The sequence below is a fragment of the Ralstonia chuxiongensis genome, assembly GCF_024158925.1.
GTDB lineage: Bacteria > Pseudomonadota > Gammaproteobacteria > Burkholderiales > Burkholderiaceae > Ralstonia > Ralstonia chuxiongensis.
The window spans coordinates 210,316-222,839 of the sequence record NZ_JAMYWC010000001.1; the positions used below are offsets into that span (position 1 = coordinate 210,316).

Annotated in this window: 9 protein-coding genes; 4 read left to right on the top strand and 5 right to left on the bottom strand. The window is 62.7% G+C overall.

Annotated features, from left to right (window positions below; all coding sequences use genetic code 11):
* Positions 1-19 precede the first annotated feature (19 nt).
* The 3 genes from NKG59_RS00895 to NKG59_RS00905 are packed head-to-tail and all read right to left on the bottom strand — an operon-like array spanning position 20 to position 3,427.
* The gene (locus tag NKG59_RS00895; protein WP_045203889.1) at positions 20-799 is read right to left on the bottom strand and encodes a phytanoyl-CoA dioxygenase family protein; all 780 of its coding nucleotides are present in this window, start codon (positions 797-799) and stop codon (positions 20-22) included.
* A gap of 40 nt (positions 800-839) precedes the next feature.
* Positions 840-2,096: an MFS transporter gene (locus NKG59_RS00900; protein ID WP_045203888.1), complete on the bottom strand. Its 1,257-nt coding sequence runs from the start codon at positions 2,094-2,096 to the stop codon at positions 840-842.
* Entirely contained in the window at positions 2,093-3,427 is a 1,335-nt protein-coding gene (locus NKG59_RS00905; protein ID WP_253534410.1) for a lysine N(6)-hydroxylase/L-ornithine N(5)-oxygenase family protein, read from the bottom strand. Before NKG59_RS00905 ends, NKG59_RS00900 begins: the two co-directional genes overlap by 4 nt.
* Positions 3,428-4,199: 772 nt before the next feature.
* On the opposite strand from NKG59_RS00905, the gene NKG59_RS00910 reads away from it, so the two are divergent.
* The 4 genes from NKG59_RS00910 (at position 4,200) to NKG59_RS00925 (ending at position 10,034) form a co-directional block, all read left to right on the top strand.
* Complete coding sequence (locus tag NKG59_RS00910; protein ID WP_045203886.1) at positions 4,200-5,900, top strand: phage integrase family protein; 1,701 nt, start codon at positions 4,200-4,202, stop codon at positions 5,898-5,900.
* A gap of 468 nt (positions 5,901-6,368) precedes the next feature.
* Entirely contained in the window at positions 6,369-6,950 is a 582-nt protein-coding gene (locus NKG59_RS00915; protein WP_253534412.1) for a globin family protein, read from the top strand.
* Entirely contained in the window at positions 6,947-7,633 is a 687-nt protein-coding gene (locus NKG59_RS00920) for a hypothetical protein (protein ID WP_045203884.1), read from the top strand. Before NKG59_RS00915 ends, NKG59_RS00920 begins: the two co-directional genes overlap by 4 nt.
* A 400-nt stretch (positions 7,634-8,033) precedes the next feature.
* Positions 8,034-10,034: a CocE/NonD family hydrolase gene (locus NKG59_RS00925; RefSeq protein WP_253534414.1), complete on the top strand. Its 2,001-nt coding sequence runs from the start codon at positions 8,034-8,036 to the stop codon at positions 10,032-10,034.
* Between the two features lie 173 nt (positions 10,035-10,207).
* On the opposite strand, the gene NKG59_RS00930 is transcribed toward NKG59_RS00925, so the two are convergent.
* Together NKG59_RS00930 and NKG59_RS00935 are read right to left on the bottom strand one after the other, a co-directional pair.
* Entirely contained in the window at positions 10,208-11,947 is a 1,740-nt protein-coding gene (locus NKG59_RS00930) for a DUF2334 domain-containing protein (protein WP_253534416.1), read from the bottom strand.
* 11 nt (positions 11,948-11,958) lie between these two features.
* Positions 11,959-12,288 carry a hypothetical protein gene (locus tag NKG59_RS00935; protein WP_253534418.1) on the bottom strand — a complete coding sequence of 110 codons (330 nt, stop codon included), beginning with the start codon at positions 12,286-12,288 and terminating at the stop codon, positions 11,959-11,961.
* Positions 12,289-12,524 lie beyond the last annotated feature (236 nt).

A 12,524-nucleotide genomic window follows, 5' to 3' on the forward strand; every position in this document is an offset into this window, starting at 1 on the left:
TTCCCCCAGGGTTGTCCGCTCAGTCGCGGTAGAAGATGCCGTTGGACACCTTCAGGTTATCCATGTCTGCCACCTTGCCCTCGGGCGGGTTGTAGGCGCGCTTCATGCGGTTGTATTCGGCACGTGTCGGCCCGCCGGTGGAGGCGCGCTGAAACACCAGATACAGCGTGCGGCGCGAGCGGTCGCTCTTGTTGGGCTCCGAATAATGCGGCGCGTAGTCGTCGAAGATGAAGATGTCGCCGGCCTTCCAGGGCGTTGGTTCCCACGTGAAGGTGTTCGCCACCTCGGTGTCGATCACGCCGCCCTTGTTCATCGGAAACACGCCTTCCTTGTGGCGGCCGGGCGTGAAGAACAGGCCGCCGTTGTTGGGGTCGGAATCGTCGATTCCGATGGCGACGACTGCGTGCACCATGCGCTCCGGAATCTTGTGCGGGATGTGATAGATGTCCTGGTGCGGACGGTAGCCACCGCTGTCGGGGTACTTGAAGATCAGCAGCTCCTTGAGCATGCGCGTGTCTTCGTCAAGCAGCGTCTCGACGGCGCTGCGGATGCGGCCATCGGCCAGCAGGGCTTCGCGCAGGGCATCGTTATAGTCGAGAAAGTTCTCCACCTTGGAGATGATCTTGCGGTCTTCTTTGGTCCTCTCGAACCACATCATCCACTTGTCGTCGCTCACGTTCCAGCGGCCGATCTCGTCGACCAGGTTGGAGATGCGCTCGCGCGCGGTCGCGTCGAAGAAGCCTTCCAGCCTGAGATACCCGTCCTGGTGCCACTTTTCCTGTTGCGCTTCGGTCAGCATACGAAATAACCTCCTTGAGAAGAAAGACGAAGGCCGCGCTTCAGCGCACGGCCGGTGCGGCCGCCCGCACGCGCAGCGTGGCCAGCAGCACGACATTGATGGCCACCGCCCCCAGTAGCGCGAGCAGCATGGCGTTGGGGCCCGAGCGGCGGATCAGATGCCCTCCGATGAACGGAAACCCGAACAGCCCGATGAAGTACGCCAGCGTGAAGATCTGCGAGGTGACCGGCACCGACACGCCCTGTTCGCCAGCTAGGTTGACCGCCATGCCGTTGAGCGTGGAATAGCTCAGCCCGTAGCCCGTGGCGAAGACCACCGTGGCCGCCACGTACAGCAGCGTGCTGCCTGTGTTGGCGATGAACAGCGCCAGCGATGCGGCCGTCGCCACGAACAGCACCAGGGCCAACCGCTGCACCGGCATGCGCCCCATCACGCGTGCCAGCGAGAAACGCAGCGCCACGCTGGTTGCCGTGAAGGCCAGGAAGAACAGATCGGGCCGCAGGTGGCGTGATTCGGCATACACGCTCTGGTAGGTCGACAGCCCCGCAAACACGCACGCGGCAAACACGATCATGGCGATGGGCGCGGCGGTGCGCTCGCTCAGTAGCGCCAGCGTTTCACGCGCGGTGATGGCCACACGCGTCATCGGCAGGCCGGGCGCATGGACCATGGCACGCCGCGAGGCCTCCACGCACATCGCTGCCGCAACGCAGGCCGCCGCAAACATCACATACACGACCGCCACCGAGCCGGTGTACTGCGCCAGCAGGCGGCTGAGCGGCGTGGCCAGCCCTAGCCCCGCCATCTGCGCGCCCGACACGATGGTCAGATACTGGATGCGCGCGGCTGGCCGCAAGTGGTGGATGATCTGCAGTGGCGCCAGGATGAAGAACACCGACCAGCCCACGCCCAACAGCATGCCGCCCACGTATGCCGCACGCGCATCGACTGCCACACCGGCAAAGCCCAGCATGGCGAGCGCCATGGCCAGCGATGCAACAGCGATGGTCGGCATCACGCCGATGCGCTGGGCCACCCATCCCGCCAGGCAGCAGCACACGATGGTGGCAACCATGCCGCTGGAGATGATGGCTCCCGCTGCGGCGCTGTTCATGCCGTGCGCCTTTAGGTAGTCCGGTAACAGGAAGCTGGTGCCATAGGCGGCCGCAATCACGATCGATGCGATCAGGAACGGCACGAAGGCGCGCAGCTCCAGCGTGTCGGGCAGCAGGTCAGCATGTGGAGGCACTGTGATGCCAGGCCGGTTGTGGACAGCAGAGAGCGAAGCAGCGGTCATGCGATGGCGGCGTGGCGGCGCGGGTGGGGGATGGTGTCAAAGCTGAGGCTAAGGTCAACCTCAGCGGCGTCCTCGGCGTGGTCAAGGACGCCGAGCATTTGCTGGTCCGGTACGTCTGGATAGAACGCACGCCCGAGCAGGCTGTTGATGATGCGACTGTTGCGATACGCAACCAGTGATAGGTTCACGCTTTGCAGCCCGTGCTGGACGCGGCCCTGGTTTTGCAGATAGACCGGGCCCGGCATGCCCTTCTCGAAGCGCACGGCGTAGTCGTCGCCGAGGTCGGGCAGGCCGTCCTCCAAGCAGGCACCGGCCAGCAGCGTTTGCAGGAAGGGCGGAGTGCGCGGCTGGAAGCCGGTTGCCAGCACGATGCGGTCGGCCTGGATGCGGCAGCGGTGTGGCGTGGTGAGCGCGGTCAGCCCCACCTGCCAGCGTTCGTCGCGGCGGGTGATGTCTTCCATCACCACGCCTGGCAGCAGGCGGAAGCTGCCGGCTAGCGTGCCGGCCACGCTGCGTTCGTACAGTACGTCGTACAGACGGTTGCACAGCTCGGCCGAGATGCCGTCGCTGGTGAGTTTCTCCGCCTCGACAATGGCGCGGCGCTGGCGGATCGGCAGGGCGTGGAAGCGCCGGTTGTAGCCCGGCATGTAGGCTTCGTTGACGAAGGCGTTGTCGTCCATGGCAAACAGGTTGGCCCGCGAGGTGACCCACGTGATGCGCGCCGTCGGCGCCTGCTCGAGCATATGTTCGACCACCTCGGCGCCGCTTTGGCCGCCGCCTACCACCAGCACCTCCTCGCCCGCGCGTAGCGGTGGGCAATCGAGGTAGTTGGCCACGTGATAGACCGTGTCGCCCAGCCATGCGCGGGCGCTGGCCGGGATCTTCGGCTCCACGCCCACGCCCATCACTATGGCTCGCCCATGGAAGGTGCCGGCGTGCGTGCTGACGCGATAGCCGCCAGCCACGGGCGCTATGTCGATCACCTCCTCACCAAAGCGCAGCGTACCGAGCTGTTGCGCAACCCACTGGTAGTAGTCGGTGAACTCTCGCCGCGAGGTGGAGGCGCTGCGCTTGTTGACGAAGCTGTAGAGCCGCCGGTGCACCGCCAGGTAGTTGAGGAACGAGTAAGGGCTGGTCGGGTCGACCAGCGTGACGCAGTCCTTGAGCGGCGAGACCTGTAGCCGACCGTTAGGCAACATCAGCCCTGGGTGCCAGCAGAAAGCGTTGCGCTTTTCCAGGAACAGTGCCCGCAGCGGTGTGAGCGCAATCAGTGCTGCTAGGCTGAGGTTGAACGGGCCGATCCCGATACCAATTACGTCCAGCATGTCCATGTGGGGCTTCCTGCGGGTCTGGGGATGAGCGACGCCGACGGCTGCGCCACTGCGAGGCGCAGCGGCGCAACGACGGCGGGCGAAAGACGAGATGCGCGGTGCGGTGACGGCGTGTCGAGCGTTCAGGCCGGAGCACATCGGCCGCCGTGCGGCGGCAGGTTGGTCATGACGGCCGCTGAATCAAGCCGCGCTGGATGCGAGGCGCCGCCGGAGGGGTTTAAGGACTTCATGGGAATACTCGCCTGTCGGGTGCGCTGTTTGAGGGACAACCGCCTCTGTTCGTGCGCGCAGTTCTTGCGCATCGCTTTTTCTTTGAACTGCCGCAAAAGTAGAAAACGCGTAAGCCGTCCGCAAGGCGCCGGCACTATGAAGTTTTTTTTCGGCAGAAAAAAATGACGCGCAGCTCCATTGTTCGGTCTACACAGGACGGACAGGGTGTGCATGTGAGGTGACCCCGCACCAAGAGACAGTACCGCTGGGACGTGAAGAATTCGGCATGATTTTCACGATTTGAAGTGGAAGACATGCTGTGAAGACGAGTGAATTCAGCGGAAAAACCGTCATTTCCAAATGATTCGGATCGCCCGAGCGAATTGGCATCTGTCAGCACGAACGCCGCCGCTGACCAACAGACGACAGCGGCGCAGTCATCCCTCCAAGGGTCTTGAAGAAAAGTAGCCGAAAACTGCATACGTCCTTCTTCGAGGATATAGAGCTATTGCGATAACTATTCTTATCGCAATAGCAGCATGGAGGCACTAAACTGCCTTCCATGAAAACGCGTCTGCTTCCCGTCGATCCCTCCGTAGGCACACCATCTGATTTCCCCGATGCCGCCGAACTGGCGGCGTTGCGTGCCTGGCATGCCGGCTTGTCCACTCGCGAGGCCGTTGAGCACTACCTGGGCGAGCGCCTGACTCCAAGGCAGTCCTCGCGTGGCGTACTGGGTCGTGTCCGGCGTCAGCTCGCCACGTTTGCCCGCCGACGTCAGCGCGAAGACCTGGCGATACTGTTCGAGATGTCAGCAGCCGACCGTGCAAAACGGGGCAGGGCAGCCGACCAGGCGATCGAACTGCTCCGCACGCTGCCGCTATCAGCCCCGCTTATCAGCGATGATGTGGAACTGTGGTTGGATGCTCGTGCTGTCGTCGCACTGCGTGCCGCCGGTATTGACACCCTGGCCGACCTGACTGTGCGCGTGCCGCGCCGACGCCGCTGGTGGGCGGTCATTCCTGGATTGGGGCAGGCCAGTGCGCGGCGCATCGAGGCATTCTTTGCAGAGCACCCTCGATTGACCGAGCGCGCCCGGGCGCTGATTGCTGAACAGGTCCGCGGCGTGGTGGTGCCGTGGGAGCAATTGCGCCTGCCGCACGAAGTCGATGGCTCGCAAGGGCAATTCCGTGCGCCGCGCGAGACCTGCGTCCTCACCGCCGACAATGACTACGAAGCGGTGCAAGCTTGGCTTTCCTTGCATGAATCGCCCGCGACCCAACGGTCATACCGCAAAGAGGCAGAGCGCCTGATCTTGTGGGCGATCGTCGAACGCGGTCGGCCGCTGTCGTCGCTCACCACCGAGGACGCCATTGCTTACCGGAGCTTCCTACGCCGGCCGACGCCACGGGAGCGCTGGGTCGGCCCGGCGCTCCCGCGCACGTCCGTTGAATGGCGGCCGTTCACGGATGGGTTGTCTGCGCGCTCGGTCGCCTACGCGTTGTCCGTGTTGGGGGCCATGTACCGTTGGCTGATTCAGCAGCGGTACGTGCTGGCCAACCCGTTTGCCGGCGTCAAGGTACGCGGCGGCGGGAGGACTGCCGCGCTGGATGCCTCGCATGCTTTTACCGAGGGCGAATGGGCGCTGGCCCGCACCATCGCTGATGGACTGGAGTGGTCGTATGGGTGGGACGCGCCTGCCGCGCAGCGGCTGCGCTTCGTGCTGGACTTCGGCTATGCGACCGGCCTACGGGCGAGCGAACTCGTTTCTGCGAAGCTAGGTGATCTCGAAACGGATCGGCAGACTGACCATTGGATCCATCTGGTCGGGAAGGGCAGTCGCGCTGGCAAGGTTGCGCTGCCACCATTGGCGCGCGGGGCGCTCGATCGCTACCTAGTGGAACGCGGGTTGCCGGTGACGCAGGCGCGTTGGGATCCTCGAACCTCGCTGATCGGAACACTGGGGCTGGATCCCAATGGCGGGATCACAGGGGCGCGACTATGGAATGTGGTCAAACGGTTCTTCCTGACGGCGGCCGACGTGATTGAAGGCGATCATCCTGTGCTAGCAGAGAAGCTACGAAGGGCCAGTCCACATTGGATGCGGCATACGCACGCCACCCATGCCCTGGAGCGCGGCGCAGAGCTGACGACCGTGCGGGACAACCTCCGGCATGCATCGGTTTCGACCACTTCGATCTACCTGCACGGCGACGAGGTAAAACGTGCACGTCAGATCAGTGCGGCGTTCCGCGCCCGCTGACCCCGAGGCCGAGCCGCTTGCTTGACATGGCATCGCAGGGTTGCGTGCGCCATCTAGCATATTTGCTGAAACGCCAATAAAGATCGGGAAGCAGGAGTGATACCTCGGTGGTTGTGCACAGGCAGAAAGCGCGTGGTATTCGCTATCGTCCCCATGCAGCGTCGACCCAAGCTCGCGCCTTAATCACGCATAATTTGTGTTATGTAAAATAAAAGAGCCTCGCAGATAACGCAACGTCCACATGCAGGCGCTGCGGTACCTCAACTAATTCCGTGCACTGATACGCTCCAGTGCGGTTCGATGCAGTCGTGCGCGAGCGTGGATCATGCCGCACATCAAAATTCTGCAGTGAATCGATCCATCCTGCATCCGATCTCGCATGGCAGACGTATATGACGTCAGCGCTGCGCCGGGCTTGAGACAAGTCGCGCAGCGCCCGATCCATACCCTGCCCAAGGAGATTGACCCATGAAGCGAGCACTGCTACTGGTTTTGACGTTGACCACCGCGACGCTGAGCGCATGCGGCGGCGGCGACGATGCGCCCATGTCGATGGCATCGACGGCGTCGACAGCACAATTTCCACAAAACGCCGACATGTGGGCCGGACTTGGCGGAGATGCAAGTGCACCGGCCGCCATTTCGAAGGTGGTCGACGACGCAGTGTCCGGTCTGCTGGCAGACCCCAAAGAAGCACCTTACTTTGCCAACATCGGTCAACCTGGCCACGACACGGTGGGTCGTCTCAAGGCTTGCCTGAACCTCCAGTTCAAAGCGTTGTTTGGTGGCCCCTTCAGCTATCCAGGGCAAGTCGCGGCGGACGGCACCACCGTCATGTGTGACGACATGGCCGCAGCACATTCCGACGTCGGTATCCCTGGCTGTGTGTTCGATCAGTTCATTACCGATGCCGCTGCTGTCATGAAGACCGATGGCGTTCCGGATGCCTACATCTCCCGTGTAGCACCCGTGCTCACTGGTCTCAAGTCGACCATCGTGTCGTCGATGCCTCAGTATCTGGGCCCCAACACCGCCCAGAACTGCCAATGAGCCCGCGCCGCTGGCTGCAACGCTACACAATGCCCAGTGTTGCAGCGCTGACGGTTGCGATTGGTCTGGTCGGGGCAATGCACTCGAAGGCGGCTCGTCCTCTGCTCGCGATGCTTGGCGTCCCCTGCCCCGTCGACAACACCACGGCGGAGCAAGTCAGCGCACTGCGTGCCAGCGGCCTGGCGCACCTTCGAACAGACCAACTCGCACCGGCTCGCCCCGTCCCAGGCGGATTCGTACTGGACCGCACGACCGCCGAGGAGGCCGCTCGCTGGGCATACGAAAATGACATAGCCTGTGATGATGTCAAGCACGGCTACCGCTATCTTCGCTGCCGAGGTGTGGACGCCAATAAGCTCGGTCTTGCCGGCCCGCCTGTCAGCGAGTTGTGGCTCAGCTTCGGGCCCAGTGGCCATCTCGTCGGCATAGACGTCTACCGACGCGGTATGAGCGCCGGCGACACAACGGCCGCCTGGGATGGCGCGAGATATGCGCTGCGCAATGCGCTCGGTATGCCCACGTCGACAATGGGTAATCCATCACCCGAGGTATTGAGCGGATCGCCACTGCAGACGGCACGGTTGCAGTACCGATTCTCCGACTACGTGGCGATCGTCACCGCGAGCAATTTGCCTTACGCCGGGCTGGCGGTGCGAGAACAGTACCTGTCGTCCGGTTCTTGATTTCACGTGCTAAACCTTCGGCCTGATGGTCGAAGGTTTTCTTGACCGCGACGGATAACGTGTGGGCCAGTAGATTCGCCGGCCTCCATTAAAGTTACTGCTTCAACACGAACGGGTGAACAGCATCAGCCTGTCACCTGCAATCTCTGCATCGCCCCCGGGCGAATCCACAGCGCCTCACCGGCCTCCCGCAGTCGTGGTTTCCCCGCGCTTGGATGAAAGTTCTTGCTTTCGCTAATCGGGAGAACGGCCACTGTCGCTCGGGTTAACCTGCATCGCGCGCCCCTTTCGATGACAGGCTCTAAAAAACAGCGTGTCTCAAACAGAACGGCGTCAATAGAATCCTCGCAGCCTCGGCATACGTACATAGAAAACGCCGATCGAGGCAGGAGGAGACCCCATGCTGCACATCCGCACCGGCTGCCTTGCAGCCAGTCTTTGTCTGCTCGTTGCCGCCTGCGGTGGCGGCGCATCTGATTCATCAACGGCGGGCACCTCAGGATCAGCGACCTCCTCGGTCGTGGCAACGTCCCCTGTCGCGCAGTCGGCTGCCTGCGATACACCACTGGCACCGAGTGTGGTCAACAACTCGATCGTCGTGCCGGTGCCGTCGGACTTCGACCCGAGCGCGAATCCAACGCCAACCACCCGTGTTTACTTTTCGGTCATGCTGCCCTCGCGCTGTCCTGGCGATCGCTTTCCGGTGGTCCTGCACAGCCATGGCTACGGCGGCAATCGACTGAAAACCCTGGCAGCCAATGGCGATCTGCATCCGGGCGATCCGCATTTCACGTCGGTGGACGAACTGGTGCAGGCGCTGCCGTATCACGGCTACGTTGTCATCAGCTACGACGAACGCGGACACGGCGACAGCGTGCCAGCCAATGGCGGCGGCAATGCCCGCATCATCGATCCGCGCGCCGAAGTTCAGGACGCTCGCGCGATCCTGGATTGGGCCTACGACAACGCCGACAGTCTGTACGTGCAGACCGAGCCGCAGACCGGGATACCCAAAGACATCAAAGTCGGCACGGTCGGTTACAGCTACGGGGGCGGTTTTCAGATGCCGCTGGCCGCGCTCGACCCACGCATCGACACCATCGTGCCCAACGGCACCTGGTATGACCTGCTGTACAGCCTGCTGCCGGGCCAAGGCATGAAGCTCTCCTATGGTGGGCTGCTTTGCCTGCTGGCCAGCACCGCCACGACTGCAAGCCCGGGCGGGCACGGCGTATCGAATACGCCGCTGGTAGCGACGCTGTGCAACACCATCGGCGTGCAGGGGCCGCTAGCCAGTACCGTCCGCACGGAGACAGACCTGTTCAATCTGGCGAGTCTGCCGACGGCGTACCCGCGTCCCGTCTCCGGCACGGAGCTGACCCAGTTCTTCTTCGATCATGGCATGGGCTATTTCGAGGCGCAGCAGCGTGCGGGCCTTCCCTGGAACTTTGGCGAAACCCAGGCAGTACTGCGCAAGGTGCCAGCGCTGTTCCTGCAGGGCAACCGCGATGTTCTGTTCAACGTGACAGAGGCCTACATGAACGCGCGGTATTTCGCGTCGACCGGCGCGGATGTGCGCGTGCTGACGACCGAAGGCGGTCATATGAATCCGCTGGCGGGCCAGTCGCAGGGCACCGCCAATTGCGGCGGCGTCGTGGGTGTCGCGTCGATCCTCAGCTGGTTCGACAGGCAGTTGAAGGGTATCGAATCCGACACGTTCAACGCGATCCCCAAGGTTTGCCTCTCGGTGGCGGATACGGTTGGCGCCCCCAATACGCAGCCGGTCGGATTGGAGATGGACCGCATCCCCGTGGGCTCGCTGTCCGGGCCGGGGGCGATTCCCACGAGTGCCTCCACGCTGACCGCGTCGGTGCCGCTGGGTGCGGCCGGGCCGGTCTTCGTACCGATCACGACCATCAGCGGTACCGGGCAGGTGCTGGCCGGCGTGCCCCGTATCACCAACCTGGCGGTGACGCGCGGAACGGGTGCGGTCCAGGCGGCGGTGGCTTACGTCGGTGTCGGCATTCAGCGTGCGGGCAAGCTGATCCTGGTGGACGACCAGGTGACGGCGTTTGCAGAAGGCGACCATCAGGATGATCCGGGGCTGAACGCAGGCGCAGTCCTGCTGCCAGCCATTGGAGAGCAGCTTCAGGACGGCGACCAGGTCGGGCTGCTGTTCTATCCGCAGCACGTTCAGTACGCGGCAATCGTCAGCGCGAGCTCGCTGCCCAATGCGACCAACGTCGTCAACTTTGCGCTCGGCACGCAGATCCCTCCGGTTACATCGGCTCTCGACCTGTCGGCGGCGGCAGCGCCAAACGTCTATAACGTGTCTGCGACCGACGTGGAGCTGCCGATCCTGGTGCCGGGTGCGTACCCCGGAAGCCGGCTCAGCCAGTGACGGAGCGACCGCCGATCGACTGGGTGCCGCTGAGCGAGCGCCGCGGGTGGAGCAGCCGGCCCAGCCCTGCCCTCACCGCGTTGACCTGTGCGGGGTGAGACAGCCGGCCGCCCACCCGTGGGACAGGCAAGGCGGTGAGGTGGCGTCCACCGCCTTGCCTTGCGCGTCGGCTGCTATTTCACTGTGCTTGCATCCACCCACTGGTATCCGAGGCCGGAAATGCCTTTCACCAGGCTCTGGAAATCCTGGAATGCGTTGGACGCAGCTGTACCCGACATGTCGGAGTCCAACCAGAACGGATGGAAGAAGAACGACGCGAAACCATCGCGCACGACCCGCGCATATTGGGCATTCAGGTAGATATCCTGCCAGGTGTATGTCAGGCACGAGAACGGATCGATATTGCAGATGTTGTATTCGATGTTGCCCAGGTTCTCCGGAATGATGCGCTGGCCGTAGTAGTCGGAATAGATCACGTACGGGAAGAACTGCCCGACCGCGAACGCGTGACTGTTGGCGGTTGAGTTGAGCGTGTACAGATCGCTATTGCTGCAGATGCTATTGGTGTTGGTGACGCTGTTCGTGGTGTTGTTGGTGCACGCGAAGTACACCACGCGCTGGTAGGTGGAGTTGAAGCGCGGCGGTACGGCGGCAATCGACAGCGGCGACGATTCGTAATGCGGAGCCTCCCAGGCGAACGGTGTGTAACCGTTGCTGGTGAACTGCTGGAGGCCCGCGTCCAGTCGCCCGCCCGCCCACTGGAGCGAGTCGTCGTCGGTCGGGGTATTGGCCGTCGCATACCAGAACTCGAAATCATTGCCGCTCACCGCGTTGTCGATATTGGGCACGTTCTCGTATTGATGCGTGTAGCCATGCATCATCACCCTGCCCCCGCGCTTGAGCGCATAGTTGATCGCCGATTTCAACCCAGTCGCGTTGGCCAGCGTGATCGTCTCCGGCACGCCGTTGTTGTAATACCCGTTCGGATCGGTGTAGACCGGAATCGTCGCCATCGAGAACGGAATGTGCTTGTTGTACAGATAATCCGTCAGCTTCTTCATCGAGCTTGTACTGGTGTACGCATTCATGTCTTCGAAGCGCACCATGGCCCGGTGGGTGTAGACCGTTGACGGGCTGTCGCCGAGGATGTCGTGCAGCAGATCGCAGAACGCCAGGTAGCGGTCGCGCGGGCCGATGTACGAAAACGGCTGATCAGCGAAGTACCAGAAGTTGCCCGAGCGGACCACATAGGGCGCCACGGCTCCGGTCTGGCTGTCCGTGATGTTGACCAGCACCTTCGCCTTCGTTGCGTCAGTGACCTGCGTGACGCCGATGTCCGGATCGGCGCTGACCACGCCCGTCGTCGCGTTGAAGTTGTAGTACTTCACCATCGACATGCCCTTATAAGCCACGGTATCGAAGAACCCCGGGTTCGGATTGCTCGACGACGGATAGACGTTGCCGTTGAAGCCATAGACCTCGTTGAAGGCGATGCCGAATTTCTGGGTGAAGGTTGGATTGGCGTAATCGACCGTGTCCCAGGCCAGCTCCCACAGGTTGTACTTGAACCAGACCACGGTGGAGCTGGTTGACATCACGTCACTCAGGAACGCAGGGGGAATGGTGTTGTTGTAGTAGTCGCCCAGATAGAAGGTGGCCTGGCTGGCCTGCACGGAGCCCGCCGTGTAATTCTGGATCGGGACCAGACTGACTGAGGTATTCCAATGCCCTAGCAGGTTGCGCAGCATGATTGCGTAGGCAAGACCCAGGTTGGTGTAAGGGTCGTTAGGCGGCGCGTCGTACAGTACAAGCACCTTCATCGGCGTCGCAGCCTGGGCAGATGGTATGGATATGGGCCGGAATGCCAGCAGGAGACTGACTGCGAGCATGCATGCCAGGATGAGTTTTTTCATGATCGCCCCCGTCAGTCGACCCAGACAGCGCCGTTCTGGCGATGCACCGACGCCGGAGAGACGATCGTGCCGCCGGTGCTATGGCCGTGCTCTGCTTCGCGCATGAGCGAACGCGGCATGCCCGGCACGATCACTGTTGGCACGGTGGGACGAGGCGGCGGGACCACCTTGCCGTTCAGCATATGCGGCGACGCGCTGATGCCGGCATTCTTGGCTGGGCCGGTCGATCCGGTTGTACCGGTCGGCGCAGCAAAGCCTGTAGCCCCCAGCAATCCGATCGTGGCGGTCAGCAGGCCCTTGCGTGCCCATGTCCACGATGGTGTGCAATGTTTGGATGTCATGATTCGTCCCCTTGACGCAACGCGCCGCCCTCACCTTGAAGAAGCGCTCGTCCCGGTTTGCCAAACACTGCTCTGACAACGAGATTCGACGGCCCCCGTGCCATTCCCTCCCGACGCCAGTTGTAGAACAGGTCTCTACCGTCACGTAAATGGCGAACGGCGTCGCGGCCGTACGCAGGCAGCACCACCGCTGGCGCCACCACATCCGTTGAAGGCACAGGATCGTTTCAGGATTG